The organism is Streptomyces kebangsaanensis (genome assembly GCF_001906585.1).
In the GTDB taxonomy this organism is placed as follows: Bacteria; Actinomycetota; Actinomycetes; order Streptomycetales; family Streptomycetaceae; genus Streptomyces; species Streptomyces kebangsaanensis.
In genome coordinates this window covers 200,148-226,711 of record NZ_JUJA01000158.1, presented here as the reverse complement: position 1 = coordinate 226,711, position 26,564 = coordinate 200,148, and the positions used below count along the sequence as shown (strand labels likewise).

Sequence of the window (26,564 nt, the reverse complement as noted above, 5' to 3'; positions counted from 1 at the left end):
CCCCCGCCGGTCCTACGGCTGAGCCGTCTGCGGACGGGATCCGGTGCCGTCCGGGACGGGGGGCTCGGGGGTGGCCGCGTCGGCGGTGGTGCGGACGGGAGTGATCGGGGCGGCCGGGGCCTGGTCGAGGGGGGTCGGGGGCGCCGGTGCCGACGCCGGTGCCGGCTCCGGCGACTGCTGGGCCTTTTCCAGGAAGCGGAGGAGTTCCACGGGGAAGGGCAGGACGAGCGTGGAGTTCTTCTCCGCGGCGACCGCCGTCACCGTCTGCAGCAGCCGCAGTTGCAGCGCGGCGGGCGTGTCGGCCATCTGCTGCGCCGCCTCGGCCAGCTTCTTGGACGCCTGGAACTCCGCGTCCGCGTTGATGACGCGGGCCCGCCGGTCCCGGTCGGCCTCCGCCTGCCGGGCCATGGACCGCTTCATCGTGTCCGGCAGGGACACGTCCTTGATCTCCACGCGGTCGATCTGCACGCCCCACCCGACGGCCGGGCTGTCGATCATCAGCTCCAGCCCCTGGTTGAGCTTCTCGCGGTTGGACAGCAGATCGTCCAGGTCGCTCTTGCCGATGATCGAACGCAGCGACGTCTGGGCCATCTGCGAGACCGCGAACCGGTAGTCCTCCACCCGGATGAGCGCGCTCTCCGGGTCGACCACCTTGAAGTAGACGACCGCGTCCACGCGTACGGTCACGTTGTCCCGGGTGATGCCCTCCTGGGCGGGGATCGGCAGCGTGACGATCTGCAGGTTGACCTTGTAGAGCCGGTCCACGAACGGGATGATCATCGCCAGGCCCGGTGGTCGCGGCTCACCGGTCAGCCGCCCGAGCCGGAACACCACCCCGCGCTCGTACTGCTTGACGACTCGCATCGCCGCGGCGAGGTAGACGAACCCCGCGCAGCCCGCGGCGATCACAGCGGTCACCAGTTCCTGCACCATGGCGACTCCTCGGACGGACGGCCGTCTGCTTCTTGTGCGCCTGTTTCCACGATAGGCCCGACCCGGGAAAAGTGGGCGGGCCGCGACGCTCACAGAGCGGTGCTCACAGTGCGGTGCTCACAGTGCGGTGCTCACAGAGCGGTGCTCACAGTGCGGTGCTCACAGAGCGGTGAAGATGTCGGTGCGCGGACAGTGCGCGAGCACCACGCCGGTGTGCACCTCGTAGTACCAGGCGCGCAGGTTCAGCCGCCCGTCCGCCAGCCGCTGCTCGACGCAGGGGTACGAGCGCAGCCGCAGCACCTGCGTCAGGACGTGCGCCTGCACGCCCTCGGCGACCGCCGGGTCCTCCGCGGCACCCCTGGGCAGGGGCGCCGCCTGGACCAGCCAGTCCCGCACGGCGGGTACGGCGTCGAGGTCGTCCCCGCGGACCAGGGCGCCGACGGCCCCGCAGTGCGAGTGGCCGCACACGACGACCTCGCGGACGCCGAGCACCTCCACGGCGTACTCGATGGTGGCCGCCTCGCTGGTGGGGTGCGCGGAGGCGTACGGCGGCACGATGTTGCCCGCGGTGCGCAGCTCGAACAGCTCGCCGGGGCGGGCGCCGGTGATCAGGGCCGGGACGACCCGGGAGTCGGAGCAGGTGATGAACAGGACCTCGGGGGACTGACCCTCGGCGAGCCGGGCGAAGTCCGCCGGCCGCCGTCCGAACGTACGGGCATTGTCGATCAAGGGCTGCATGAGCTCACGCTAACGCAGCGCGGCCGCGCGCGCACTGTGCGTCACGCCGTCTCGACGAATCCCTTGGCGTCCCGGGCGAGGGCGGTGAGGCGGGATATCGCGCGGAAGTACTTCTTGCGGTAGCCGCCGTTCAGCATCTCCTCGCTGAACAGCCGGTCGAAGGGCAGCCCCGAGGCCAGCACGGGCACCTCACGGTCGTAGAGCCGGTCCGCGAGCACCACGAGCCGCAGCGCGGTGGACTGGTCGGGCACCGGCCGCACCCCGGTGAGGCACACGGCCGCCACGCCGTCGGTCAGGGCGCCGTAGCGGCTGGGGTGCAACCTGGCCAGGTGGTCGAGGAGCTGCGGGAAGTCGTCGAGGGAGGCGTTGCCGGTGGTGTGCGCCGCCTTGGTCACCTGCTCGTCGGAGTAGGGCGCCGGTGCCTCGGGCAGGCCGCGGTGGCGGTAGTCCTCGCCGTCGATGCGCAGCGTGCGGAAGCGCGCGGACAGGCCCTGGATCTCGCGCAGGAAGTCCGCGGCGGCGAACCGGCCCTCGCCGAGCTTGCCCGGCAGCGTGTTGGAGGTGGCGGCGAGCGCGACGCCCTCGTCGACGAGCCGGCCGAGCAGCGTGGAGACGAGCACGGTGTCGCCGGGGTCGTCCAGCTCGAACTCGTCGATGCACAGCAGCCGGTGGCCGGAGAGGGTCTCGACCGTCTTCTGGAAGCCGAGGGCGCCGACGAGGTTGGTCAGCTCCACGAACGTGCCGAACGCCTTGCGGGCGGGCTCGGCCTCGGTGGCGTGCCAGAGGGAGGCCAGCAGGTGGGTCTTGCCGACGCCGTAGCCGCCGTCGAGGTAGACGCCGCGGGGGCCGGCGGGAGCCCTGCCCCTGGCGGTCTTCTTGTTCCTGCCCTTCCCGAAACCGAGGAAGCCGCGCCTGGCGGAGCCGGCCGAGGGCGCACCGCCGAGCCCGGCGGAGAAGTCCTCCAGCACCCGCACGGCCTCGGTCTGGCTGGGCTGCCCAGGGTCCGGGATGTACGTCGCGAAGCGCACCGCGTCGAAGCGCGGCGGCGGCACCATCTCGGCGACCAGCCGGTCGGCGGGGACGTGCGGCTCGCGGGCGCACAGCGACAGCGGGGCCGCGTCGGTCAGGGGGCTGAGCCCGGAGGGGGCTGTGGAGGACGACACGGTTCCCCATGGTAAGCGGCGTGGAACACTGCACGGCATGCGACGCCTGTTCCCTGTGACCGACGAAACAGCTGCCCAAGCCCCGGACGGGGCCCGCGGGGCCGGTGGTGCGAGCGCGCCCGGCGCCCTGGAGGACCGGGAGTGGACCCTCGCCGAGCTGGCGGACGCCTACGCCTACCCGGAGCGCGGACCCGAGGGCCGGGAGCCGTGGCTGCGCGCCAACATGGTGGCCACGCTGGACGGGGCCGCACAGCACGAGGGCCGTTCGCAGCCCATCTCCAGCGCCGCCGACATGCGGATCTTCGGCACGTTGCGGGGGCTGGCCGACGTCGTGGTGGTCGGTGCGGAGACGGTACGCCAGGAGGGGTACCGCCCGGCCCGGGCGCGGGCGGAGTTCGCGGCGCTGCGGGAGGCGGCCGGGCAGGGGCCGGCCCCGGCGATCGCGGTGGTCACCGCGAGCCTGGAGCTGGACTTCACGCTGCCGCTGTTCACCTCGCCCCTCGTGCCCACGCTGATCCTCACGGGTGCCGCGGCGGCACCCGACCGGATCGCGGCGGCGGAGAAGGCGGGCGCGCGGGTGGTGATCGCCGGCGACGGCATCGGCATCGACCCCGCCCGTGCCGTCCAGGCCCTCGCCGGACTCGGCCACACCCGCCTGCTCACCGAGGGCGGCCCCCGCCTGCTCGGCCAGCTGGTGGCCTCCGGCGTCCTCGACGAACTGTGCCTCACCGTCTCCCCGATGCTCACCGCCGGCAACGCCCAGCGCATCACGGGCGGCCCCTCCCTCGCGGTTCCCCGGCGCTTCGCCCTCGCCTCCCTGCTGGAGGAGGAGGGCTTCCTGTTCAGCCGCTACCGGCGGGACTGACCGGGGCCGGGGTGCGTGGCCGGCGCACCGCCGGATGTGCGGCCCGCGCGTTGCCGGGGTGTGCGACCGGCGCACAAATCCCGCGATACCCGTGCGATCACGGGGCAGGATGGTTTCCGCAGGGGCTGGTACGGCCCGCGAAGGCAGACGGAGGGGCCGTGGGCCCCCGGAGGAGAAGGGGCGCCTGGTGTTCACAAGCGTATTGATGATCGAGAAGGCCCTGACGTCCGCCGACGTGGAGTTCGTCACCACCTTGCACGGCGAGGAGCCGGTTTTTTTCCACGTGCTGCTCCAGCCCCGCGGCGACCAGGCGGACCGGCTGCTGCGGGCCATCGACGACATCGCGCTCGGCGAACTCGACGAGGCGGCGCGCGAGGGCGAGACGCCCGAGGGCGAGGCCGCGAAGGGCGAGGGGGAGCGGGCCCTGGACGTGTCCCTCAGGGCGCTGCGCGCGGCCGGCGGCCGGGCCGAGGGGCGGCTCGTCGAGGACCACCCGCTGGACGCCCTGAAGACCCTGGTCACCGAGGTCGACGCCGACGAGGTCATCGTCCTGACCGACCCGCACTACGTGGAGGAGTTCTTCCACCGCGACTGGGCCTCGCGGGCCCGCCACAAGGTCGGCGTACCGGTCCTGAAACTCTTCTCCCACAGCAAGGCATAGGGTACGTCGTACCGCAGCCGCACCACCTGGGGAGAAAAACGCATGGCACCCGGCCTTCCTACCGCCATGGACCGACCGCACTTCATCGGCATCGGCGGCGCCGGAATGTCGGGCATCGCCAAGATCCTCGCGCAGCGCGGCGCCAAGGTGGCCGGCAGCGACGCGAGGGAGTCGGCGACCGCCGAGGCGCTGCGCGCGCTGGGCGCCACCGTGCACATCGGGCACGCGGCCGGGCACCTCGCCGACGACGCGAGCTGCGTCGTCGTCTCCTCGGCGATCCGCGAGGACAACCCGGAGCTGGTCCGCGCGGCCGAGCTGGGCATCCCGGTGGTCCACCGCTCCGACGCCCTGGCCGCCCTGATGGAGGGCCTGCGCCCGCTCGCCGTGGCCGGCACCCACGGCAAGACCACCACCACCTCCATGCTGGCGGTCTCCCTCACCGAGCTGGGCCTGAACCCGTCGTACGCCATCGGCGGCGACCTGGACGCCCCCGGCTCCAACGCGCTGCACGGCGAGGGCGACATCTTCGTCGCCGAGGCGGACGAGTCGGACCGCAGCTTCCACAAGTACGCGCCCGAGGTCGCCATCGTCCTCAACGTCGAGCTCGACCACCACGCCAACTACGCCTCGATGGACGAGATCTACGAGTCCTTCCAGACCTTCGCGGACCGGATCGTCCCCGGTGGCACGCTGGTGATCTCCGCCGACCACGAGGGCGCGCGCGAACTCACCCGGCGCCTGGCGGGCTCCGTGCGCACGGTGACGTACGGCGAGGCCGAGGACGCCGACGTACGGGTCCTGTCCGTCGTACCGCAGGGCCTGAAGAGCGAGGTCACCGCGGTGCTGGACGGCACCGAGCTGACCTTCGCGGTCTCCGTCCCCGGCCGCCACTACGCGCACAACGCCGTCGCCGCGCTGGCCGCGGGCGCCGCCCTCGGCATCCCCGCCGCCGAGCTCGCCCCCGCGATCGCCGCGTACACCGGCGTCAAGCGGCGGCTGCAGCTCAAGGGCGAGGCCGCCGGCGTCCAGGTGATCGACTCCTACGCCCACCACCCCACCGAGATGACCGCCGACCTGGAGGCGATGCGCGCGGCCGCCGGCGACGCCCGGATCCTCGTCGTCTTCCAGCCGCACCTCTTCTCCCGCACCCAGGAACTGGGCAAGGAGATGGGCCAGGCCCTCGCCCTCGCCGACGCCTCGGTCGTCCTGGACATCTACCCGGCCCGCGAGGACCCGATCCCCGGCATCACCAGCGAGCTGATCGTCGAGGCGGCCAGGGCGGCGGGAGCCGGCGTCACGGCCGTGCACGACAAGGCCGAGGTGCCGGACGTGATCGCGGGAATGGCGAAGGCCGGTGATCTCGTTCTCACCATGGGCGCGGGCGACGTCACCGACCTCGGACCGCGCATCCTGGACCGTCTGTCGAAGTAAGGGGCTTGAGTCTCATGCCGTACGACGTCGAGAAGCCGGACGAGCAGTGGCGCGCGGAGCTGACCCCGGCCGAGTACGCGGTGCTGCGCCAGGCCGGTACGGAACCCGCCTTCACCGGTGAGTACACGAACACCAGGACCAGGGGCGTGTACTCCTGCCGGGCCTGCGGCGCCGAGCTGTTCACCTCCGGCACCAAGTTCGAGTCCCACTGCGGCTGGCCGTCCTTCTACGACCCGAAGGACACCGACGCCGTGGAACTCCTGGAGGACCGCTCCCACGGGATGGTCCGCACCGAGGTCCGGTGCGCCCGCTGCGGCTCCCACCTCGGACACGTCTTCGAGGGCGAGGGCTACCCGACCCCGACGGACCAGCGGTACTGCATCAACTCGATCTCCCTGCGTCTGGTGTCGGACGAGGAGTGAGGCGGACCCGGCTCCGGCCGGGAGACGCCGTGGTCGCCGGGAACCCCGTGGGTGTGGGCCACGGCCCGTCAAAACGTCTCGTCGGCCCACTGGTCGAGGAGCAGGTCGCCCACGTCCTTGCCGGGTTCCGCCGCTCCGTCCCGGAGGGACAGTTCGCTCCAGATGACCTTGCCCCGGGGTGTGTACCTCGTTCCCCAGCGCTGAGCCAGTTGAGCGACGAGGAACAGGCCGCGCCCGCCCTCGTCCGTCGTGGCGGCCTTGCGCAGGTGCGGTGACGTGCTGCTGCCGTCGGAGACCTCGCAGACGAGGTCGCGGCCGTGCAGCAGCCGGACGTGGATCGGCTCGCTGCCGTAGCGGATCGCGTTGGTGATCAGTTCGCTGAGGATCAGCTCGGCGTTGAAGCCCACGTCCTCCAGTTCCCACGCGCCGAGCTGCCGGACGCACGCCGCGCGTACCGGGGCGACGGTCGCGGGGTCGCGGGGCACGTCCCAGTCCGCGACGCGCGCCGGGTCCAGCAGGCGGGTGCGGGCCACCAGCAGCGCGACGTCGTCGCTGGGGCGGGGCGGCAGCACGGCGTCGACCACCGCCCGGCACGTCTCCTCCGGGTCCCGGCCGGGCCGGCCGGCCAGCGCGTCGCGCAGCAGGGCGAGGCCGGTGTCGATGTCCCGGTCCCGGTCCTCGACCAGCCCGTCGGTGAACAGGACCAGGCACGACCCCTCCGCCAGGTCCAGCTCGGCGGTCTCGACGGGCAGGCCCGCCGCCAGGCCGAGGGGCGGGGAGGCGGGCACCTCGGGAAAGTCCACCGTGCCGTCGGGACGTACCAGCGCGGGCCCGGGGTGACCTGCCGTCGCCACGGTGCAGCGTCCGCCGACGGGGTCGTAGATCGCGTACAGGCAGGTGGCCCCGGTGACCGGATCGGTCTCGGCCTCGGCCGCCTTGTCCTGGTCGATCCGGGCGACCAGCTCGTCGAGGTTGGCCAGGATCTCGTCGGGCGGCAGGTCGAGGGCCGAGAAGTTGTGGACGGCGGTGCGCAGGCGGCCCATGGTGGCGGCGGCGTGCAGACCGTGCCCGACGACGTCGCCGACGACGAGGGCCACGCGGGCGCCCGGCAGCGGGATGGCGTCGAACCAGTCCCCGCCCACGCCGGCCTGCGCGGGCAGGTAGCGGTGGGCCACCTCCAGGGCGTCCTGCTCGGGCAGCTCCCGGGGGAGCAGGCTGCGCTGGAGGGTCACGGCGACGCCGTGTTCGCGGGTGTAGCGGCGCGCGTTGTCGACGCACACGGCCGCCCGCGCGACCAGCTCCCCGGCGAAGGACAGGTCCTCCTCGTCGAAGGGGTCCCGCTGGTCCGTCCGCCAGAAGTCGACCAGTCCCAGCACGACACCCCGCGCCCGCATCGGCACGGCGATGAGCGAGCGGATCCCGTACTCGAGGACCTCCCGGGCCCTTTCCGGGCTCTGGGCCTGCCAGCCGGGGGCGGCGCCCAGGTCGGCCTCCAGCACCGCGTGACCGCTCTCCAGTGCCACCGCCATGGGCGTGCCGGGCAGCCAGCCGATCGACTCGCCCACCGGGAAGAGCGGCGCGTCCGGGCAGGTGCCGCGGATGGCCGTGCGGCGCATGTCCGCCGTCGGCGTCGGCTCGTCGCCGCGCAGGACGGGGTCCAGCAGTTCGACGGTGACCAGGTCGGCGAAGCCCGGGGCGGCGACCTCCGCCAGCTCCTCGGTGGTCCGTACGACGTCCAGCGTGGTGCCGATCCGTACACCGGCGTCGTACAGCATCCCCAGGCGTTCCTGGGTCACCTCGGCCCGGCCCGAGAGCGCGCGCAGTTCCGTGGTGTCCCGCAGCGTCGCCACGCTGCCCGGTGGCCCTCCCGCGCGGTCCGTGGGGCGTATGTTGACGGCCAGCAGCCGGTCTCCCGCGAGGAGCACCTCGTCGCTGGCCACCCGGCCGGAGTCCAGCAGCCCGGCCATCCGCGGTTCGAGGCCGAGATCGGCGACCGGGCGCCCCTCCGCGTCCGGCGCGAGGTCCAGCAGCCGCCGCGCCTCGTCGTTGGCCAGCAGCAGCCGGCCGTCGCCTCCGAGCACGAGGACGCCCTCCCGCACGGAGTGGAGGACGGCGTCGTGGTGCTCGTACATCCGCGTCATCTCGACATGGCCCAGACCGTGGGTCTGCCGCCGCAGCCGCCTGCTCGCCCAGGCCGACCCGCCCGTGGCCAGGACGAGCGCGCCCGCGACGGCGCCGATCAGGACCGGCATCTGGCGCGCGACCGTACCGTTCACCGTCTCGAGCGTGATGGCGACGCTCACGACGCCGGCGACCGAGCCGTCCGGCCGGAAGACGGGAACGATCGAGTCGACCGCGGGGCCACGGCTCGCCGTGATGACCTTCGTGAAGGGCTTGCCCCGCGTCGCCTGCTCGTACGGGCCGATGACGTGTTTGCCGATCAGGGCGGGGTCGGGGTGCGTGAGCCGGATCCCGTCCGGCCGGTACACGACGACGAAGGCCACCCCGGTGCGCATCCGGGTCGCCTCGGCGCGCGGTTGCAGGACCGCCGTCGGATGGGGGCCGTCCAGGGCTTCCACCGTCCCCGGGGCACTCGCGAACGCGGTGGCCACGGAGAGCGTGCGGTCCCGGGCCTCATCGAGGCTGCCGCGCCGGGCCTGCAGGACGAGGACGGCTCCCACGGAGCCGATCAGGACCAGCAGTATCACCATCTGCAGGACGAACGTCCGGGCGGCGAAACTGCGTGTGCTCGGCCCCGGATCCGCACGGTGCCGGAGTGGACGACGGCCGGTGAGGATCCGGGAGGTCGCAATCCTGCACCGGATGAAGAATCCGGCCATATGACCATTTTTAGCACCGGCGACCACGGCGGCCACGGGAGTTCCAGAGGTTCGCCGTCAGGTGTCCTGGGCGGGGTCCGCGGCGGGGCGCGGGGCGGGGTCACGCGGTGGCGACGAGCCGCAACGCCTTGCAGTGCGCTCCCGCAATGGGACAATATGGTGCATAGGTGACGCCAATGGCGTCACCCGTACTCTTCGCTTTCCTTGGCGAGGCGGGTGGAAAACATGGACACAGCCTCCTACGTCGTACTGGCCGCGGGGACGAACGTCTGGGGTCCCCTCGGCGCCTTCATCGGCGGGCTGATCATCGCGGGGGCCCTGGTGGGGGCCGTCCTGATCGGTATCGGCGTGATGCGCCGGGAGTCGGACCGGCCGACCGAGGCCGAGCAGCCGCACCTGCCGGTCACCGGGCCCGTCCACGAGATCAACGAGATGCGGGAGCCGGACGAGGTGCACTGCGACAACGGGGAGCGGCTCATGCCCTACGAACTGCACGCCAGCGGGACCCGGCGCAAGCCGGACCAGCACCGGCGCCGCTGGTCCCCCGGCAGCAGCGGCTCCTTCGGCGGCGGTGGCGGCGGTCGGACCTGACCCGACGGAGATCGCACCCGCCCACGGGGACGGGCCCATCAGGGCCCGTCCCCGTGTTGTCGGCGCGTGGTGCGCACCTCCTCCGGCCCTCTTGGGCCGGGCGGGAGCCATGACGCCGGTACGCGCGCCGGGGCGCTCGTGCCGGTCCCGGTCGTACGACGTCTCCGGCCCGGGACACGGGGTAGGGGTACCGAGGTCGTACCGTGCGCGGCGTCTAGACTCTCCCCGCGACAGCCCGCCCGAACGACCGTGACCGAGAAGCGACAGCTCCTGCCAGATCCGAAGGGTGTTCGGCGTTTTGATACGGATGGATTCAGTCACCAAGCGGTACCCGGACGGCACGGTGGCGGTCGACCGGCTCTCGCTCGAGATCCCGGACCGCTCGATCACCGTCCTCGTCGGACCGTCGGGCTGCGGCAAGACCACCACCCTGCGGATGATCAACCGGATGGTGGAGCCCAGCGAGGGCCGTATCCTCCTGGACGGTGCCGACATCCAGGAACAGCCCGTCAACACCCTGCGCCGGTCGATGGGGTACGTCATCCAGAACGCGGGCCTCTTCCCGCACCGCACCATCGTCGACAACATCGCGACCGTGCCCCGCCTGCTCGGCTGGGGCAGGAACAAGGCCCGTGCGCGGGCGGCGGAGTTGATGGAGCGCGTCGGACTCGACGCCTCGCTCGCCAAGCGGTACCCCTACCAGCTCTCCGGCGGCCAGCAGCAGCGCGTCGGCGTGGCGCGGGCGCTCGCCGCGGACCCGCCGGTGCTGCTGATGGACGAGCCGTTCTCCGCCGTCGACCCGGTGGTGCGCAAGGGGCTCCAGGACGAACTGCTCCGCATCCAGGACGAGTTGGGCAAGACGGTCGTCTTCGTCACCCACGACATCGACGAGGCCGTCAAGCTCGGCACCATGGTGGCGGTACTGCGCACCGGCGGCCGGCTCGCCCAGTACGCCCCGCCCGCCGAGCTGCTGTCCGCCCCCGCGGACGGCTTCGTCGAGGACTTCCTCGGCGCCGACCGCGGCATCCGCCGGCTGTCCTTCTTCGCCTCCGGGGGACTCCGGCTGCAGAAGTCCCCGATCGTCTCGGTCGACTCCACCGCCGAGCAGATCGCCGCCCGCGTCACCCCCGGCGTGCCCTACCTCCTCGTCACCGACCCCGACGGCAGGCCCCTCGGCTGGGGCGAGCCGGACGAGCTCACCGCGGGGTCCCCGGACCCGGACCGGTTGCTGCCCCACGGGCGGCCGTTCGAGTACGGCAGCGAGTCCCTGCGTGCCGCCCTGGACGGCGCCGTGCTCTCGCCGACCGGCTGGGCGGTCGCCGTGGACGGCACCGGCCGCGTGGTCGGCGTCGTCTCGCAGCAGGCCATCGGCGAGGCCATCCGCAGCGCCCACGCCGGGGGCCGCAGCGCTGCCGGGACCGAAGCGGGGGCCGAGGCCGGGGTCGCCGGGTGAACCGATTCTTCGACATCCCGAGCGACCTCCAGCACAGCTGGCTCGGCCTGATCGGCCTGCATCTGCGCGAGGCCCTGCTGCCGGTCCTGGCCGGTCTCGTCGCGGCCCTGCCCCTCGCCCAACTGTGCGTGCGGTTCCGCTGGTTGTACCCGCCCGTGCTGGGCCTGACGACCGTGCTGTACGCCATCCCGTCACTGGCGTTCTTCGTCGTCCTCATCGACTACACCGGCCAGACCGAGCTCACCGTGATGATCCCGCTCGCCGTCTACAGCCTGGTCGTGCTCGTCCCGGCCATCGTCGACGGCGTCCGCTCGGTGCCGCCGGAGACGCTCGCCGCCGCCACCGCGATGGGCTTCGGTCCCCTGCGGCGGTACGCGCAGGTGCAGTTGCCGATCGCGGTGCCCGCGATCATCGCCGGGCTGCGGGTGGCGACCGTGTCGAGCATCTCCCTCGTCAGCGTCGGCATGCTGATCGGCAACCAGGGGGCCCTCGGCAACCTGCTCCACGACGCCAACATCTACCACCGGCCCGAACTCGCGGTGAACTCCGTGGTCACCACGGCGGCCCTGGCCGTCCTCGCCGACGGCGCGCTGGTCCTCCTGCGCCTGCTGCTGACGCCCTGGATGCCGCGCGGCACCGGGGGCCGGAGACCGAAGGACGCCCAGGCCCGGCCCGACGCGGCCGTACCCGCCCCGGAGGACGCCGACCGGTGAACGTACTCCACTTCGTCAACGCCTTCTTCAGCGACGGCGCCCACTGGCAGGGCTACGACGGCATCCCCACGCGCCTGGCCGAACACATCCGGTACTCCCTGCTGGCGCTCGTCCTCGCCGCCGCCATCGGGCTGCCGGTCGGCCTGCTCACCGGGCACTACGGGCGCGGCGGCAACACCCTCGCCCTGATCGCCACCGCCGGGCGGGCGCTGCCCAGCTTCGGCCTGCTGGTGCTGATGTTCATCCTGCTCGGCTTCGGCATGGTCCCCGTGATGATCCCGCTGGTCGTCCTCGCCGTCCCGCCGATCCTGGTGACGACGTACGAGGCGGTGCGCTCCGTCGACCCGTCCCCGGTGGACGCCGCCCGCGGCATGGGCATGGGGGAGTCCCGCATCCTCTTCCACGTCGAACTGCCCGTCGCGCTCCCGCTGATCCTCGGCGGCCTGCGCTCGGCGGCCATCCAGATCGTCTCCACGGCCACCATCGCCGCGTACGTCAGCCTCGGCGGCCTCGGGCGGTACATCATCGACGGCCTCTACCAGCGCGACTACGAGAAGGTCGCGGGCGGGGCCGCCCTGGTCGCCGTGCTGGCGCTGGCGACGCTCGCGGTGTTCTGGGCGGTGGCACGGGCCGCGGTGTCGCCGGGGGTGCGGCGCGGCGGCTGACGGCGGGGCGAGGACACGGCACCGCACCGCTCCGCCGGCACGACCGGCCGTGCGGGGAAGCGAATCGGTGGCCCGGTGCTCTTGACTGGGGGAGAAGACGCTGGCTTGGATCAGTGAGTGATTCCTTACGCGAAGAGCACCAGGCACAGCACCAGACACCCCGTCGCGGCCGCCGTCGCGCTCGCCGCCACCACGGCGCTCCTCGCGGGGTGTTCGTCCTCCGGTGGCAGCGGCAAGGACCCGCTCTCGGGGGACAGGGCGAGCGGTGACACGGTCGTCGTCGGCTCCAACAACTTCGCCGAGAGCATCCTGCTCGCCGACATCTACGGCGAGGCCCTGAAGGCCAAGGGAATCAAGGTCACCTACAAGCCCAACATCGGCAGCCGAGAGGCCACCTACGGCCTGCTCAGGAACGGCTCGGTCACCGTGCTGCCCGAGTACAACGGCGCGCTGCTGGCCTACCTCGACAAGAACGCCGTCCCCAGGACGGTCGCCGCGACGACGGCCGCCATCAACGCCGAGCTGGACCCCAAGCTGACGCTGCTGGAGCCGGCGCCCGCGGAGGACAAGGACTCCGTCACCGTCAACCAGGAGACGGCGAGGAAGTACCGCCTCACCGAGAAGTCCTCCATCGCGGACCTCAAGGACATCGCCAAGGACCTCGTCATCGGCGGCTCACCGGAGTTCCAGACCCGGCACCAGGGCCTGGAGGGCCTGAAGTCGGTGTACGGGGTGGAGTTCAAGTCCTTCAAGGCGCTGGACGCGGGCGGCCCGCTGACCCAGACGGCACTGAAGAAGAACATCGTGCAGGCCGCGGACCTCTTCACCACGGACCCGACCATCGCCAAGGAGAGGTTCGTCGTCCTGCAGGACCCGAAGAACCTCTTCGGGTTCCAGAACGTCCAGCCGCTGGTGTACAAGAGCGGGCTGGACCAGAAGGGCGTCGACGCGCTCAACGCCGTCTCCGCCAAGCTGGACACGGCCACCCTGCTGCACCTGGACACCCAGGTGCAGGTGGAGAAGAAGGACCCGCTGGACGTCGCCAAGGCCTGGCTGAAGTCGGCAGGCCTCGACTGACGCACCGCGGCGGCGCAGCGGCGCCGGCGGCACCACGCGGGTGCCGCCGGCGCCGTACCGGCCCCGCCCCGCTCGGGCGACGCGTCCGGGTCCCCTCAGACGCGGGCCTCCGTCCGCTCGGCGGAGGCGATCAACTGGTCGAGCAGGACGACCAGCACGTCCCGGCAGGACTCGCGCTCCCGCGCGTCGCACAGCACCACCGGGACGTGCTCCGGAAGCGCCAGGGCGTCCCGGATGTCCTCCACCGGGTACGGGTGCTCCCCGTGGAAGCCGTTGACGGCGACCACGAAGGGGATGCGCCGGCGCTCGAAGAAGTCGATCGCGGCGAAGCTCACCTTCGGCCGGCGCACGTCGACGAGGACCACGGCGCCCAGGGCGCCCAGGGCGAGGTCGTTCCACATGAACCAGAACCGCTGCTGCCCGGGCGTACCGAAGAGGTACAGCACGAGGTCGTCGCTGATCGTGATGCGGCCGAAGTCCAGGGCGACGGTGGTGGTCCGCTTCTCCTCGATCCCGTCGAGGTCGTCGACGTCCAGACCGGCCGCGGTCAGGGACTCCTCCGTGCGCAGCGGCGCGATCTCGCTGACCGACCCGACCAGTGTGGTCTTGCCGACGCCGAAGCCTCCGGCGATCAGGATCTTGAGCGTGTCGGGGGGCGCGGGCGCCCGTACGGCGGTGTCAGAGGCGGGCAAGACCGTCCCTCACTTTCTGCAGCAGCTCCAAGTCCGGTACACCGGAGACTTCACGCGGCGGACGCGCGGTGATCCGGCCCGCCTCCAACAGGTCGCAGAGCATGATGACGATCACGCTCACCGGAAGGTCCAGATGCGCGGCGAGTTCCGCCACCGCGACCGGCCGGGCGCAGTGCCGCAGGATCCGCAGATGCTCCGGCTGCGGCCGTGCGGCCCCGGCGGGCGGCGGGTCCACCGCGGTCACCGTGGTGATGAGAGTGAAGTCGGCGCGGCTCGGCCGGGTCCGTCCCCCGGTCAAGGTGAAGGGCCGTACCAGGCGGCCCGCCGGGTCGCCGCCGCTCACCTCACTCGCCGCTGACGGGCGGGACGACACCGGCGCGCGGCGCCTGCTTGAGGTGCTCGCCGATCTTCTTCACCAGCATGTTCATCTGGTACGCCACCACACCGACGTCCGCGCCGGGCCCGGTGAGGACGACGAGGTGGGCTCCGGGACCGGCCGAGGTGAGGATCAGGTAGCTGTTGGCCATCTCGATGAGCGCCTGGCGCACCGGGCCGCCGCGGAAGTCCATGCTGACGCCCTTGCTGAGACTCATCAGGCCGGACGCGGTCGCCGCGAGACGTTCGGCGTCGTCGCGCGGGAACCCGGTGGACTTGCTGACCACCAGCCCGTCCTCGGAGAGCACGACGGCGTGGCTCACCTCGGCGACCCGGTCGACGAGTCCGGTCAGCAGCTGGTCGAGCTGGGTGTGCGTGGCGGGGGCGGCGTGTGTCATGTCGGTGTCCTTCTTCAGCGGTCGTTGGTCTTCACGTCACGGTCACGGATGGGCCTGTGGCGGCAGGAGGGCTTCCGGCTCCGGCGGCGCGTCCTCCTGGTCGTCCGGCACCGGCTCGTCCTCGTCGCGGGCCCTGAACGTGCCGCGCTGGAAGCCGGCCAGGGAGGACGCGGCGCGTTCCGCGGTGAAGTCCCCGTCGTCGGCCGGGGTCTCCCCGTCGGCCGGGGCGGGCTCCTCGCGGAGCTCGGCGGCCAGGCTGGTCTGCGGCACCCGGCGCGGCAGCGGCGCGAGCCCGTCGCCCCGGGAGGACCCGGCCGCGGCGACGGCGGCCCGCTCCGGGGTGGCGGCCCGCTCCGGGACGGCGGTCCGTGCCGCGGCGGTGCCGGTCCGCGCCGGGGCGACGTGCGGGACGGTCCGTGCGCGCGGCACGGCCGCGACGGCAGCGGCGACCGTGGCGCCGGCGGCATCGGCGTCGGCGCCGGCGGCCGTGGTCCCCGGGACTTCGGCGCCGGATGCCTCCCGCACCACGATGTCGTGCGGGATCAGCACGATGGCCGTGGTGCCGCCGTACGGCGAGGAGCGCAGCGTGACGGCGACGCCGTGCCGGGCGGCCAGCTTGCCGATCACGAACATGCCGAGCCGCAGGTCGTCCGCCAGCGCCACCACGTCGAACTTCGGGGCCACCGCCAAGTGGGCGTTGAACGCGGCGTACTCCTCCTCGGACATGCCGAGGCCGCGGTCCTCGATCTCGACGGCCAGGCCCTTGGCCACCATCGCCGCCCGCACGGTGACGGGGGCGGGCGCGGCGGAGTAGACGGTCGCGTTGTCGATGAGCTCCGCCAGCAGGTGGATCACGTCGGCCACCGCCGGCGGCGCGAGGCTCACCTCCTCGTCGGTGTGCACCTCCACCCGCTGGTACTCGGCGACCTCGCCGACGGCGCTGCGCAGGATGTCGATCAGCGCGACCGGTTCGGCCCAGCTGCGCCGGGGCTGCTCGCCGCTGATGATGACGAGGTTCTCCTCGTAACGGCGCAACTGGCTGGCGGTGGAGTCCAGTTCGTACAGACCCTTGAGGACGGTGGGGTCGGTGTGCTCGCGCTCCAGCGCGTCCAGCTTGCTCAGCTGGAGGTTGACCAGGTTCTGGCTCTGCCGGGCGATGCCCAGGATGACCTTCTGGAAGCCGCGCCGGGTGTCGGCGAGTTCCACCGCGGTGTGCACGGCCGTGCGCTGCGCGGTGTTGAACGCCTTGGCCACCTGGCCGAGTTCGTCGTGGCCGTAGTCCAGCGGCGGGGCCGCGAGGTCCACGTCGATCTTCTCGCCCCGCTCGAGGCGGGCGACCACGTCGGGCAGCCGCTCCTGGGCCAGGCTCAGGGTGGCCATCCTCAGGCCGCGCAGCCGCAGGGACAGCGAGCGGGTGATCCGCCAGGACACGACGGCGCACAGCAGCACCGCGACGAGGCCCGCGGCGCTCAGCGAGGCGGCCGTGATCAGCAGCCGGCGCGCCTGGTCGGCGCTGCGGTCCAGCAGGGCGCCCGTCTGCTCCGTGACCAGCCGCTCGTACTGGGCGGTGACCCCGGCCAGCGCGGCGTTCCACCGCTGCTGCGCGTCCGGCAGCCGGACCGTGCGGGCGCCGCCCCGGCCGGTGGGCCGGGCGGCCAGGATCTGGTCCTCGATGCGTTCGAGGGCCTGCCAGTCGCTGCTCTGCAGGATCTGCTCGGTCTGCGTCTTGGTGCTGTCGCGCAGGGCCGGGACGATCTGGTCCTGGACCATCCAGCGGCGCGCGTGGACGAGCCGGGCGAACTGCGTCCAGGCCTCGTCGTCGAGGCGTCCGGTCGGCCAGACCAGGGTGAGCCGGGCGTCCTGCTGGGAGACCAGCTCCGCCGCGTGCTCGATCGAGACGAGCGGCCCGGCCTGCGAGGTGAGGTCGCCGTCGTCGACCTCGGAGAGCTCCCGGAAGGCGTGGATCTGGTCGTCGATGATCGAGGTGTACTGGTCCAGTGCCTGCTCGGGGGTGATGTCGACGGGGTTGTCGACCTGGCCCCGGTAGTACTCCAGGCTGCCCACCGACGCGACGACCGAGTACATCCGGTCCCTGATGCGGGACGGCGCCTTGCGGATCGCGTCCGTCTGCCCGACCAGCTTGGCGACCGCCGTGTCCGTCTGCTTGCGGGCCGCGTCCAGTTCGGTCCGGGAGCCGTGCCCCGTGGCCAGCCACGCGGCCGACAGCCTGCGCTCGCGCTGCAGCGCCAGGGTCGCCTCGGTGCCCATGGCACCGGTGGACCTGCTCAGCTGCGTCTGCGACCTGAGGTGGAGGCCCTCGGAGAACATCTGCGTCGTCGTCATGCCCCACATGGCGGCGAGGGTGACGCTGGGGACCAGCGCGAGCAGGATCAGGGAGAGACGGATGGAGCCGATACGGCGCCGTGCACCTGTCCGTGGAGACATCGTCGTCCTAGGCGATCAGCGGGAAGCGGGGACGGGGGGCGGCAAGGGGGAGCCGGTGGACGCGCGCGGGGGGTGGCCGCGTGTCCGGTACGGAACCAGGGGTGCGCAGGATGCTATCCGTACACGTGATCGTACGCACCGAGACCGACCGAAACTTTCGAGACCACCGGACCCGCGTGGTGTCCGCGTCAACGGGTGCCGTTGGCCGCGTACTTCGCCACCGCGGCCACGTTCTTCTTGGTCACGAAGGCCGGGCCGGTGAGCACCGGGGCCACGCCGCCACCGCTGACGTTGCCGTTGGTGCGGTACAGCCACAGCGCGTCCACGGCCAGGTAGCCCTGCAGATAGGGCTGCTGGTCCACGGCGAACTGGACGTCCCCCTTGCGCACCGCGGCGACGAGGTCCTTGTTGAGGTCGAAGGTGGCGACATGGGCCTTGCTGCGCGTCTGCTTCACCGACTTCACCGCCGCGAGCGCGTACTGCGCGCCCAGCGTGACGACCTCGTCGATGCTCGGATCCCGGCGCAGACTCGCGGAGACGGACTCGGTCACGGCGTCCATGTCGGTGCCGTCCGCGTACAGCATCTGGGTCTGGCCGCCGAACGTCTTCTTCACACCGGCGCAGCGCGCCTCCAGGCCGACGTTGCCCCGCTCGTGGATGACGCACAGCGTGTGCTTGGCCTTGAGGTCGTTCAGCTTCTCGCCGACGGCGCGGCCGGCGACGCTGTCGTCCTGGCCGAAGTACTCCAGGACCCCTTCCGTCCGCCAGGCGTCGATACCGGAGTTGAGGCCGACCACCGGTATGCCGGCGGCCCTGGCCTCGGCGATCGGGCCCTTCATCGCCTCCGGCTTGGCCAGCGTCACGGCGATCCCGTCGACCTTGTCGCGGACGGCCTGCCGCACCAGTTTCGCCTGCCCCTCGGGATCGGCGTCGTTCGCGTACGTCAGGTCGATGCCGTCCTTGGCCGCGGCGACCTCGGCCCCCTTCTGCACCAGGTCCCAGTAGGCGTCGCCCGGTGCCCCGTGGGTGACCAGGACGACCTTCATGCGCGCGCCGCCCGGCCGTCCGGCGGCGTCCTTGTCCGAGCCGTCGGCCTCGCCGTCGCCGGAGCAGCCGGCGAGGAGCAGGCAGACGGCCGTGGCNGGCCGCCACGGCCGTGCCGCGCGCGGTTCTGCGGGAGGTGTCGGACGGGGGAGGAGTGTTCATGAGGGTGCGGCACCTCGCTGTGCGGCCGAGCATGGGGATCCACGAGAGCACGGGTGGGTCCCGGGGGGCAAACGCCCCCCGGGTGACTCTCGTTGAGGCGGAGCCAACCCTGTGTGACCGCAGGTAGTCAAGTGATCTGATCCCGTGGTCGGCTCTCGGTGCCGCATCGTGATCTTTTCCGCCGTCCTGGCGGTTGCGTGGCATTTCGCCGACGCCCCCGCCCGGGGCGGCTCAGAGGTCGAACTCGTGCGGCGGCAGACCCAGGGCGAAGCAGGCCTCGCGGACCACGGCCTGCTCGGTCTTGTCGAAGTCGCCGTCCGCGCCGCCGATGACGATGCCGATCTGGATCACGGCACGGGCCTCGGCGGGCTTCTTCTTCGCCTTGGCGACCTCCTGCAGCACGCTCACCTTGCCGAAGTCGAAGTCGGCGGTCAGCTTGTCGAGGTTGTCCTCGAAGCGGCGGCGCAGGTCGTCCGCCGGGAAGTTCTGCAGGACCTCGTTGGTGGCGATCAGCTGGGCGACGCGCTGCCGCTCCGAGGGGTCGACGGTGCCGTCGGCGGCGGCCACGAGCGCGCACATCGCCATGCTCGCATCCCGGAAGGCGCCGCTCTTCAGGTCGTTCTTCTTCGCCACGAGCTGGTTCTGCATCTGCGTCGCGGAGTCCTTGATGCGGTCCCACAGGGCCATGTGCTCTCCAAGTGTGAGGTCGGGTGCGGGCACGATCCGGGTCCGGGACCGGCCCGCATCTACAACAACGTAGAAACTGACGGCGGCCCGGATAAGTTCCGGCGGGTTCCGGCCGTGTTCCACCGCCTGGGCCGGCGGGCTCGTACGGCGACCGGCCGTCGTTGCCGGGTGGGCCGGCGGGGCGTACACAGGAAGGGCCTGAAAAAGAGAGGACCCGGTCATGTTCCGCAACGGACTGGAACCCTGGCACCTGCTGATCGTGGCGATCGTGGTCATCGTCCTGTTCGGCTCCAGGAAGCTGCCCGACACCGCGCGAGCGCTCGGCAGGTCGATGCGCATCCTCAAGAGCGAGGCGAGGGCGATGAAGGACGAGGACCCGGCGCGGTCCGCCCCGCCGGAGCCGACGAGCGTCCACCCCGCCACGGAGCCGACGCCCCCCGCGCCCGCACCGGACCGGCCCCGGCCGCCGACCGGGGAGCACTGAGCGCGGCGGACCGGGTCCGCCCGTCCGCGGCGCCCGCCCCGCACGGCCCGGCGCCGCGCGGGCGTACGACGTGTGCACGCCCGTACGCCCGCCGGGCCGGCGGGAGGGGNGGGGCGGGACGTCTTCGGCGGCCCGTCCGGTCAGTCGCCCGGCGCCGCGGTCGTCGCCCGCGCGCGCCGCCTCCTGCGGGCGCGCCGTGGTTCCTGGTCCGGGAGCCAGCCGAAGACCAGGCAGCTGCCGGTCGCTCCGAGGAGGAGGCCGAGGAAGAAGCCGCCGAGGTTGGAGGTGAGCCAGGTGCCCAGGGAGAGCAGGATGCCGGTGCAGGAGTAGAAGAGGCGCTGGGCCGGGTTGAAGAGGGTCAGCAGCCCGCACAGCACCATCAGCGCGGGCAGCAGATAGCCGGCCAGCCCCTGCATCCCGATGTGCAGGACGACCTTCAGCGACGCCTTCTCGGTCAGCAGGATCTCCGTACCGCCCAGGGTGAGCAGCAGCCCGCCCCAGAAGGGCCGGCCGGCCCGCCAGCGGCGGAAGGCGGCCCGCGGTCCCGGCCGCGGCGCGACCGGTGCCGTCCTCGCCGCTACGGGCGTGTCGTGCGCCATCGGTTCAGCAACCCGATTCGCTGAAGCGGAGCTTGAGGCCCGGGAGCTTGAACACGCCCGCCGTCGTGGCGTAGTTGGTCTGCCGCAGGTTGGCGATGCGCACCGTGTCCGCCTGCTGGCTGAACACGCCCTTCGGGCCCTGTACGCCCGCCTTGGTCAACGTGCTCGCGTCGTTGCCGATCTCGATGTTCCTGAACGCCGCGTCGCCCGACAGCTCGGTGGAGTCGGTCGTCAGGTCGGTCGCGGTCACCTTGGTCGCACCGCTGCCCGCGGTGATCAGCAGGTTGGTGCCGCCGAGGTCGACGCTCTGGCACAGCTTGGTCAGCGTCGCGCTCTTGATCGCGGAGGTGACCACCAGCACCTGTCCGCCGGTGTCCCCCGCGTTGGGGCTGTCCTCGGCCATGTTGTCCAGGGCCCCGAACTGCTCGAAGCCGGTGCCGTTCAGCTCGGTCGCGGTGACCGTGAACGGCATCCCGGAGATCGCGAACTGCACGCCGAGCGCACCCTGCGCGGTGAGCACCGCCAGGCCCGCGGCGGCCAGCGTCGCCGGCACCGCCATGACCGCGGCGCGGCGCGGCCGGACTCGGCCGCGTCTCTCCACGCCGGTGGAACCGCTTTCCGGGTGTCCGGAGTTCTCGCCGGACGACGACGTGAGGTTCGAGGACGAGGCCATGTCTGCTCCCGTGGGCATAGTCCATGCTGGTTCGGAGTACAACGGCCCGTTGCCCTGGCGCGGACAGCGGCGGCCGCGCCCGCCCGGACGTCTTCCGGCGGGCGCAAGGGCTTTCTCGTTACGCGGCAGTAGCCTTCGAGGAAGTTACCGATGGTTACACCCAGGGGTCAAGGCGTTTGTGGGAGAAAGGTGGCCATGGTGTGCCGCCACGGTTCCGAATGCCCGGCACCCGGGCCGACTTCCGTGTGAACCCTTGACGTTGACGGCTGGACAGCTTTACAACTCTGGCTGACTTCTCTCGGATCCGTGGCGCCGGATCCGCCGCGCGGCACCGCCGCGTTCCTCCTCGGAGCACGGGGATCCCTCCTTCGCTCTTCCCTCGCTCTTCCCTGCTCTTCCCGCGCCCTTCCTCGTTCTCCGTTCGCGGCGTTCCCGCCTCATTCGGCCCCCACTGCAGAAACGAGGTCCCCCCATGCGTACGCGTCCCTTCCTCACCCTCGCCGCCGCGGTCGCCGCGCTGACGCTCCCGGCGATCGCCCCCGCCTCCGCTGCCGGCGGCGCGGTGCTCACCACGGGCGGCGCCGACGGCACCCCGGTCGCGGTCGGCGACGTCCTGGCCGCCCAGCTGGCGAGCGGCACCAGCGCCACGCTCTACTCCAGCGCGACCGGAACCAGCGGCGTCTCCTGCACCGCCTCGACCTTCGCCGCCACCGTCACCGACAACCCGGCCGCCCCCGGCACGGCGACGGAGTCGGTGACCGGGCACACCTTCGACAGCGGCAGCTGCACCAGCAACGTCGTCGGCGTGCTCGGCGTCAGCGGCATCACGGTCGACAACCTGCCGTACACCGCCACCGTGGACTCCGGCGGCACCCTCACCGTGACCCCCGCCGGCGGCTCGACCATCCAGACCACGGTCAAGCTGCGCACCCTGCTGGGCAGCGTCACCTGCGTCTACAGGGCGGCCGCCCTGACCGGGAAGGCCGACAACGCCGACAGCAGCATCGCCTTCACCAACCAGCAGTTCACCAAGGTGTCCGGCTCGTCGCTGTGCTTCAGCAACGGCTACTTCACCGCCAAGTACGCCCCGGTCACCGACGCCGGAGCCCCCGTCCACGTCAACTGAACCGCCGCGTCACGCGGTTCGGCGTCGACACGGACGCGGGGCCGGGGCGGCGCCCCCGGTGAGCACCAGCACCGCGGCGGCGCCGCCCGCCGGCCCCGCAGCGTTCAGGCAACTGGCCGGCAACTGGCCAGCAGCGGGCCGACGTTGGGATGTGAAGGGTCCCGGGGGGCCGGATGGACGTCACAGGGAGGTGAGTTATCGTGTACGCGAGTGAGAACAAACGGCATGCCCCGTTCGTCACGGCCCCGGGAGTGTCCTGTCGATGCCGAGGCAGTTACGCGCCGAGCAGACCCGCGCGACGATCATCACAGCCGCCGCCGACCTGTTCGACCAGAAGGGCTACGAACGCACCAGCCTCAGCGACATCGTCGCACACGCGAACGTCACCAAGGGTGCCCTGTACTTCCACTTCGCGGCCAAGGAAGATCTGGCCCAGGCCATCATGGAACTGCAGTCCCGGGCCGCCCACCGGGTGACCAGTGACGTGGACGGGCGCGGCTGCTCCTCGCTGGAGGCCCTGATCCGCATCACGTACGCGCTCACCCGGCTCGCCGTGGAGGGCCCGATCACCCGGGCCGGCCTGCGGCTCGCCACCGGGGGAGTGGAGGCACGCCCGCCCCTGCGGCACCCCTTCACCGAGTGGCTGGAGATCATCACCCGCAAACTGCTCGGCGCCGCCCGGGAGAGCGACATCCAGCCGGACGTCGACGTCCACGCCGTCGCGCACTCCCTGGTCTGCTTCTTCGTCGGCACCCGGGTCGCGGGCCGGCCCCTGGAACCCGTGGCGCGGCTGCCGCGCAGGACGACCGAGATGTGGCACCTCCTGATCCGCGGCCTGGTCCCGGTGCACCGGCGCCCCCGCTATCTGAGCCTCGCCACACGGCTGGAGCGGGAGATCGCCGTCGTATGACCCGCGCGGTACGGTGAGGCGCATGCCCTCGACCCCGTCCGCGCCCGTGCTCCTCGGCAACGAGCCCGGTTCCTTCCCGCACAGCGTGCTGGCCGAGCGGCACCCGGCCGTCATCCGGCAGGTGCGGGAGGCCTTCCCCTACGGCCCCGAACAGCACCGCGCCCTCGACGCCCTGCTGGACAGCTGCACGAAGGGCGTGATCGAAGAGCTTCCCGCCGACGCGCACGACCGGGACCGCTGGCAGGCCTGGGGACTCGGGCAGTACGCGGGCCGGTCCTGGTTCGACGTGCCGTGGCTGTGGTCCGAGAGCTACTTCTACCGCCGGCTCCTCGAAGCCGTCGGCTACTTCGCGCCCGGCCCCTGGCAGGGCGTCGACCCCTTCCGCCCGTTCAAACTCGCCGAACTCGACTCCCCGGAGACGGACGAGGAACTGGCGGCACTCGACGCGCTGGAGAGCGAGCCGCCACCACGGCGCGCGGCCGCCCTGCTGCACGGCTCCCTCTGGGGCAACCGCGCCGACCTGGGCTTCCGGCTCTCGGCGGCGGGTGCTCAGGCCGCGCGGGCCACGCAGCCGGCCCCCGGCCTGGTCGCCGACGACAGCGAAACGCTCTGGTCGCTGCTGTCGCCCTCCCGGGCCGGCACGCTCTGCCTGGTCGCCGACAACGCCGGCCGCGAACTCGTCCCCGACCTCCTCCTCGTCGCCCACCTCCTCGCCCACGGCAGCGCCGAACGGGCGGTCCTGCACGTCAAGCCGTACCCGTACTACGTCTCCGACGCCACCACCGCCGACGTCGTCGACGCCGTGCGCCGGCTGGCGGCCGCTCCCGGTGCGGCCGCCGGATACGGGCGCCGCCTGTGGTCGGCGCTGACCGACGGCCGGCTCACGGTCCGGGCCCATCCCTTCTCCTGCTCCCCGCTGCCGTACGCCGCGATGCCCGGCGACCTGCGCGAGGAGTTCGGCGCGGCCACGCTGACCGTGTTCAAGGGCGACCTGAACTACCGGCGCCTGGTCGGCGACCACCTGTGGCCCCCGACCACGCCCTTCGCGGACGTCACCGACCACTTCCCCGGCCCCGTCGCCGCCCTGCGCACCCTGAAGTCCGACGTGATCACCGGTCTGGACGCGTCCACCGAGGCCGCGCTGGACGCCACCGAGGGCGGCCACTGGCGTGTCGGCGGCGTGCACGCACTGATCCAGGTCAGGCCCTGAGAGGGCCTGGCAGGACCTGAGAGGGACCGGGAAGGCCGGGGAACAGCCCCTGTTCACCGGCCGATTCACGCGAAGGTGTGATCGGCTCCGGGCCCGCGGATGGTGCCGGAGTGTCGCGGGTAGGGCCCCGGCCATGACGCAGCAGCCCTTCGAACTCCCGCACTTCTACATGCCGTATCCCGCGCGGCTCAACCCGCACGTCGACGAGGCCCGTGCCCACTCGACGCGGTGGGCGCGCGAGATGGGCATGCTGGAGGGTTCCGGGATCTGGGAGCAGGCCGACCTCGACGCGCACGACTACGGACTGCTCTGCGCCTACACCCACCCCGACTGCGACGGACCCGCCCTGTCCCTGATCACCGACTGGTACGTGTGGGTCTTCTTCTTCGACGACCACTTCCTGGAGACCTTCAAGCGCGGCCAGGACCGCGCCGGCGGCAAGGCGTACCTGGACCGGCTGCCCCTGTTCATGCCGCTGGACCCCGCCACCCCCGTGCCCGAGCCGGAGAACCCGGTCGAGGCGGGCCTCGCCGACCTGTGGGCGCGCACGGTGCCCTCGATGTCGGACGGCTGGCGCCGGCGGTTCGCGGTGGCGACCGAGCACCTGCTGAACGAGTCCCTGTGGGAACTGTCCAACATCAACGAGGGGCGGATCTCCAACCCCGTCGAGTACATCGAGATGCGCCGCAAGGTCGGCGGCGCCCCCTGGTCGGCGGGGCTCGTGGAGTACGCGACCGCCGAAGTGCCCGCCGCCGTCGCCGGATCCAGGCCGCTCAGGGTGCTGATGGAGACCTTCTCCGACGCCGTGCACCTGCGCAACGACCTGTTCTCCTACCAGCGGGAGGTCGAGGACGAGGGGGAGCTCAGCAACGGCGTCCTGGTGCTGGAGACCTTCTTCGGCTGCGCCACCCAGGAGGCCGCCGACCGCGTCAACGACGTGCTCACCTCCCGGCTGCACCAGTTCGAGCACACCGCGCTCACCGAAGTCCCCGCACTGGCCGTGGAGACGGGCCTTGCCCCGGACGAGGTCGCGGCGGTGGCGGCGTACACCAAGGGGCTGCAGGACTGGCAGTCCGGCGGCCACGAGTGGCACATGCGCTCCAGCCGGTACATGAACGAACGGGCCCGCTCCACCAACCCCTGGAAACGCCCGTCCGGCCCCGGCACCTCGGCGGCCGACGTGGGCGCGCTGCTCGCGGCGGCCGGAGCGGAGCGTCTGCGCGCCTACACGCACGTGCCCTTCCAGAAGGTCGGCCCGTCCCGCATCCCCGACCTGTACATGCCGTACCCGCTGCAGCTCAGTCCCCACCTGGACACGGCCCGCCGCACCCTGACCGAGTGGTGCCACCGCACCGGCATCCTCGCCGAGGGCGTGTGGGACGAGGACAAGCTCGCCGCCTACGACCTCGCGCTGTGCTCGGCGGGGATCGACCCCGACGCCACCCCCGAAGCCCTCGACCTGAGCGCGCAGTGGCTCGCCTTCGGCACCTACGGCGACGACTACTACCCGCTCGTCCACGGCCACCGCCGCGACCTGGCCGCCGCGAAGGTGACCACGGCCCGCCTGTCGGCCTGCATGCCCGTCGAGGGGGAGACGTCGCTCGTCCCCGCGAACGCCATGGAGCACGCCCTGACCGACCTGTGGGCGCGCACCACCGCCGGGATGACCCCCGACCAGCGGCGCACCCTGAAACGCGCGATCGACACGATGACCGAGAGCTGGGTGTGGGAGCTGTCCAACCAGCTCCAGAACCGCGTCCCCGACCCGGTCGACTACCTGGAGATGCGGCGCGCCACCTTCGGCGCCGACCTCACCCTGAGCCTGTGCCGGATGGGCCACGGCCCGGCCATCCCTCCCGAGGTCTACCGCAGCGGCCCCGTCCGCTCCCTGGAGAACGCGGCCGTCGACTACGCCTGCCTCCTCAACGACGTCTTCTCGTACCAGAAGGAGATCGAGTACGAGGGCGAGATCCACAACGCGGTCCTCGTCGTCCAGTACTTCTTCGGCATCGACTACCCGGCCGCGCTCGCCGTCGTCCACGACCTGATGACCCAGCGCATGCGCCAGTTCGAGCACGTCGCGGCACACGAACTCCCCATTCTCTGCGATGACTTCGAGCTGTCGGAGGAAGCCCGCGCGACCATGCGGGGCTATGTCGCCGACCTGCAGAACTGGATGGCCGGCATCCTCAACTGGCACCGGCGGG

General features: G+C 72.2%; 25 protein-coding genes and 1 pseudogene. 14 read left to right on the top strand and 12 right to left on the bottom strand.

Annotated elements, in window-relative coordinates; translation table 11 throughout:
* Positions 1 to 12: 12 nt before the first annotated feature.
* The 3 genes from RH94_RS29570 to zapE all read right to left on the bottom strand — a co-directional run bounded on the left by RH94_RS29570 (position 13) and on the right by zapE (position 2,834).
* Positions 13 to 933 (bottom strand): slipin family protein, encoded by a 921-nt coding sequence (locus tag RH94_RS29570; protein ID WP_073951402.1) that lies wholly within the window; start codon positions 931 to 933, stop codon positions 13 to 15.
* Positions 934 to 1,092: 159 nt separating this feature from the next.
* Entirely contained in the window at positions 1,093 to 1,671 is a 579-nt protein-coding gene (locus RH94_RS29565; RefSeq protein ID WP_073951401.1) for a carbonic anhydrase, read from the bottom strand.
* Positions 1,672 to 1,712: 41 nt separating this feature from the next.
* Positions 1,713 to 2,834, bottom strand: coding sequence for a cell division protein ZapE (zapE, locus tag RH94_RS29560; RefSeq protein WP_073951400.1), 1,122 nt, complete (start codon positions 2,832 to 2,834; stop codon positions 1,713 to 1,715).
* A 37-nt stretch (positions 2,835 to 2,871) separates the two neighbouring features.
* On the opposite strand from zapE, the gene RH94_RS29555 reads away from it, so the two are divergent.
* The 4 genes from RH94_RS29555 (at position 2,872) to msrB (ending at position 6,213) form a co-directional block, all read left to right on the top strand.
* The gene (locus RH94_RS29555; RefSeq protein WP_073951399.1) at positions 2,872 to 3,699 is read left to right on the top strand and encodes a pyrimidine reductase family protein; all 828 of its coding nucleotides are present in this window, start codon (positions 2,872 to 2,874) and stop codon (positions 3,697 to 3,699) included.
* Between the two features lie 187 nt (positions 3,700 to 3,886).
* Positions 3,887 to 4,360, top strand: a complete 474-nt coding sequence (locus RH94_RS29550; protein WP_199881087.1) for an indole-3-glycerol phosphate synthase — start codon at positions 3,887 to 3,889, stop codon at positions 4,358 to 4,360.
* Between the two features lie 42 nt (positions 4,361 to 4,402).
* Positions 4,403 to 5,791, top strand: coding sequence for a UDP-N-acetylmuramate--L-alanine ligase (gene murC / locus RH94_RS29545; RefSeq protein WP_073951397.1), 1,389 nt, complete (start codon positions 4,403 to 4,405; stop codon positions 5,789 to 5,791).
* A 14-nt stretch (positions 5,792 to 5,805) separates the two neighbouring features.
* Positions 5,806 to 6,213: a peptide-methionine (R)-S-oxide reductase MsrB gene (msrB, locus tag RH94_RS29540; RefSeq protein WP_073951396.1), complete on the top strand. Its 408-nt coding sequence runs from the start codon at positions 5,806 to 5,808 to the stop codon at positions 6,211 to 6,213.
* Positions 6,214 to 6,281: 68 nt separating this feature from the next.
* Here msrB and RH94_RS29535 read toward each other — a convergent pair whose 3' ends face one another.
* Entirely contained in the window at positions 6,282 to 8,924 is a 2,643-nt protein-coding gene (locus RH94_RS29535; RefSeq protein ID WP_073951431.1) for a SpoIIE family protein phosphatase, read from the bottom strand.
* A gap of 354 nt (positions 8,925 to 9,278) precedes the next feature.
* Here RH94_RS29535 and RH94_RS29530 point away from each other — a divergent pair, with 354 nt between their 5' ends.
* From RH94_RS29530 to RH94_RS29510, 5 genes are all read left to right on the top strand, one after another.
* Positions 9,279 to 9,644, top strand: coding sequence for a DUF6479 family protein (locus tag RH94_RS29530; protein ID WP_073951395.1), 366 nt, complete (start codon positions 9,279 to 9,281; stop codon positions 9,642 to 9,644).
* Between the two features lie 298 nt (positions 9,645 to 9,942).
* Positions 9,943 to 11,097: an ABC transporter ATP-binding protein gene (locus RH94_RS29525; RefSeq protein WP_073951394.1), complete on the top strand. Its 1,155-nt coding sequence runs from the start codon at positions 9,943 to 9,945 to the stop codon at positions 11,095 to 11,097.
* A complete protein-coding gene (locus RH94_RS29520; protein WP_073951393.1) occupies positions 11,094 to 11,810 on the top strand; it encodes an ABC transporter permease in 717 nt (238 codons plus the stop codon). The genes RH94_RS29525 and RH94_RS29520 overlap by 4 nt, the downstream gene beginning before the upstream one ends.
* Positions 11,807 to 12,475 carry an ABC transporter permease gene (locus tag RH94_RS29515; protein WP_073951392.1) on the top strand — a complete coding sequence of 223 codons (669 nt, stop codon included), beginning with the start codon at positions 11,807 to 11,809 and terminating at the stop codon, positions 12,473 to 12,475. The genes RH94_RS29520 and RH94_RS29515 overlap by 4 nt, the downstream gene beginning before the upstream one ends.
* Before the next feature lie 117 nt (positions 12,476 to 12,592).
* The gene (locus RH94_RS29510; RefSeq protein ID WP_107428854.1) at positions 12,593 to 13,552 is read left to right on the top strand and encodes an ABC transporter substrate-binding protein; all 960 of its coding nucleotides are present in this window, start codon (positions 12,593 to 12,595) and stop codon (positions 13,550 to 13,552) included.
* Between the two features lie 95 nt (positions 13,553 to 13,647).
* On the opposite strand, the gene RH94_RS29505 is transcribed toward RH94_RS29510, so the two are convergent.
* From RH94_RS29505 to RH94_RS29480, 6 genes and pseudogenes are all read right to left on the bottom strand, one after another.
* Positions 13,648 to 14,244 (bottom strand): GTP-binding protein, encoded by a 597-nt coding sequence (locus RH94_RS29505; protein ID WP_073951391.1) that lies wholly within the window; start codon positions 14,242 to 14,244, stop codon positions 13,648 to 13,650.
* Positions 14,231 to 14,587, bottom strand: a complete 357-nt coding sequence (locus RH94_RS29500) for a DUF742 domain-containing protein (protein WP_073951390.1) — start codon at positions 14,585 to 14,587, stop codon at positions 14,231 to 14,233. Before RH94_RS29500 ends, RH94_RS29505 begins: the two co-directional genes overlap by 14 nt.
* Before the next feature lies 1 nt (position 14,588).
* Entirely contained in the window at positions 14,589 to 15,017 is a 429-nt protein-coding gene (locus RH94_RS29495) for a roadblock/LC7 domain-containing protein (RefSeq protein WP_073951389.1), read from the bottom strand.
* A gap of 42 nt (positions 15,018 to 15,059) precedes the next feature.
* A complete protein-coding gene (locus RH94_RS29490; RefSeq protein WP_073951388.1) occupies positions 15,060 to 17,462 on the bottom strand; it encodes a sensor histidine kinase in 2,403 nt (800 codons plus the stop codon).
* A 188-nt stretch (positions 17,463 to 17,650) separates the two neighbouring features.
* Positions 17,651 to 18,604, bottom strand: a pseudogene (locus tag RH94_RS29485) (substrate-binding domain-containing protein); the annotation flags it as partial.
* A 295-nt stretch (positions 18,605 to 18,899) separates the two neighbouring features.
* Positions 18,900 to 19,355 (bottom strand): tellurite resistance TerB family protein, encoded by a 456-nt coding sequence (locus RH94_RS29480; RefSeq protein ID WP_073951386.1) that lies wholly within the window; start codon positions 19,353 to 19,355, stop codon positions 18,900 to 18,902.
* Positions 19,356 to 19,575: 220 nt separating this feature from the next.
* Between RH94_RS29480 and tatA the strand changes: the two genes are divergently transcribed.
* Positions 19,576 to 19,839: a Sec-independent protein translocase subunit TatA gene (gene tatA, locus RH94_RS29475; protein ID WP_073951385.1), complete on the top strand. Its 264-nt coding sequence runs from the start codon at positions 19,576 to 19,578 to the stop codon at positions 19,837 to 19,839.
* A 140-nt stretch (positions 19,840 to 19,979) separates the two neighbouring features.
* Here the strand turns inward: tatA and RH94_RS29470 are convergent, their stop codons facing one another.
* Both RH94_RS29470 and RH94_RS29465 read right to left on the bottom strand, forming a co-directional pair.
* A complete protein-coding gene (locus RH94_RS29470; protein ID WP_073951384.1) occupies positions 19,980 to 20,438 on the bottom strand; it encodes a DUF6114 domain-containing protein in 459 nt (152 codons plus the stop codon).
* A gap of 4 nt (positions 20,439 to 20,442) precedes the next feature.
* Positions 20,443 to 21,111 carry a DUF6230 family protein gene (locus RH94_RS29465; protein ID WP_073951383.1) on the bottom strand — a complete coding sequence of 223 codons (669 nt, stop codon included), beginning with the start codon at positions 21,109 to 21,111 and terminating at the stop codon, positions 20,443 to 20,445.
* A gap of 472 nt (positions 21,112 to 21,583) precedes the next feature.
* On the opposite strand from RH94_RS29465, the gene RH94_RS29460 reads away from it, so the two are divergent.
* The 4 genes from RH94_RS29460 to cyc2 all read left to right on the top strand — a co-directional run.
* Entirely contained in the window at positions 21,584 to 22,237 is a 654-nt protein-coding gene (locus tag RH94_RS29460; protein WP_073951382.1) for a Tat pathway signal sequence domain protein, read from the top strand.
* Between the two features lie 262 nt (positions 22,238 to 22,499).
* On the top strand, positions 22,500 to 23,147 hold the full coding sequence (locus RH94_RS29455) for a ScbR family autoregulator-binding transcription factor (protein WP_073951381.1): 648 nt from the start codon (positions 22,500 to 22,502) through the stop codon (positions 23,145 to 23,147).
* A 22-nt stretch (positions 23,148 to 23,169) separates the two neighbouring features.
* A complete protein-coding gene (locus tag RH94_RS29450) occupies positions 23,170 to 24,357 on the top strand; it encodes a damage-control phosphatase ARMT1 family protein (RefSeq protein ID WP_073951380.1) in 1,188 nt (395 codons plus the stop codon).
* A 133-nt stretch (positions 24,358 to 24,490) separates the two neighbouring features.
* On the top strand, positions 24,491 to 26,564 hold a 2,074-nt coding region (gene cyc2, locus RH94_RS29445; RefSeq protein ID WP_073951379.1), incomplete at its 3' end, for a germacradienol/geosmin synthase Cyc2.

Bases quoted from the DNA above. Each gene is read 5' to 3' on its own strand.
- RH94_RS29495 (WP_073951389.1), bottom strand. From the start codon at position 15,017: ATGACACACGCCGCCCCCGCCACGCACACCCAGCTCGACCAGCTGCTG.
- tatA (WP_073951385.1), top strand. From the start codon at position 19,576: ATGTTCCGCAACGGACTGGAACCCTGGCACCTGCTGATCGTGGCGATC.
- RH94_RS29570 (WP_073951402.1), bottom strand. From the start codon at position 933: ATGGTGCAGGAACTGGTGACCGCTGTGATCGCCGCGGGCTGCGCGGGG.
- RH94_RS29465 (WP_073951383.1), bottom strand. From the start codon at position 21,111: ATGGCCTCGTCCTCGAACCTCACGTCGTCGTCCGGCGAGAACTCCGGA.
- RH94_RS29450 (WP_073951380.1), top strand. From the start codon at position 23,170: ATGCCCTCGACCCCGTCCGCGCCCGTGCTCCTCGGCAACGAGCCCGGT.
- RH94_RS29535 (WP_073951431.1), bottom strand. From the start codon at position 8,924: ATGGTGATACTGCTGGTCCTGATCGGCTCCGTGGGAGCCGTCCTCGTC.
- RH94_RS29470 (WP_073951384.1), bottom strand. From the start codon at position 20,438: ATGGCGCACGACACGCCCGTAGCGGCGAGGACGGCACCGGTCGCGCCG.
- RH94_RS29490 (WP_073951388.1), bottom strand. From the start codon at position 17,462: ATGTCTCCACGGACAGGTGCACGGCGCCGTATCGGCTCCATCCGTCTC.
- RH94_RS29555 (WP_073951399.1), top strand. From the start codon at position 2,872: ATGCGACGCCTGTTCCCTGTGACCGACGAAACAGCTGCCCAAGCCCCG.
- RH94_RS29530 (WP_073951395.1), top strand. From the start codon at position 9,279: ATGGACACAGCCTCCTACGTCGTACTGGCCGCGGGGACGAACGTCTGG.
- msrB (WP_073951396.1), top strand. From the start codon at position 5,806: ATGCCGTACGACGTCGAGAAGCCGGACGAGCAGTGGCGCGCGGAGCTG.
- RH94_RS29455 (WP_073951381.1), top strand. From the start codon at position 22,500: ATGCCGAGGCAGTTACGCGCCGAGCAGACCCGCGCGACGATCATCACA.
- RH94_RS29480 (WP_073951386.1), bottom strand. From the start codon at position 19,355: ATGGCCCTGTGGGACCGCATCAAGGACTCCGCGACGCAGATGCAGAAC.
- RH94_RS29565 (WP_073951401.1), bottom strand. From the start codon at position 1,671: ATGCAGCCCTTGATCGACAATGCCCGTACGTTCGGACGGCGGCCGGCG.
- murC (WP_073951397.1), top strand. From the start codon at position 4,403: ATGGCACCCGGCCTTCCTACCGCCATGGACCGACCGCACTTCATCGGC.
- RH94_RS29460 (WP_073951382.1), top strand. From the start codon at position 21,584: ATGCGTACGCGTCCCTTCCTCACCCTCGCCGCCGCGGTCGCCGCGCTG.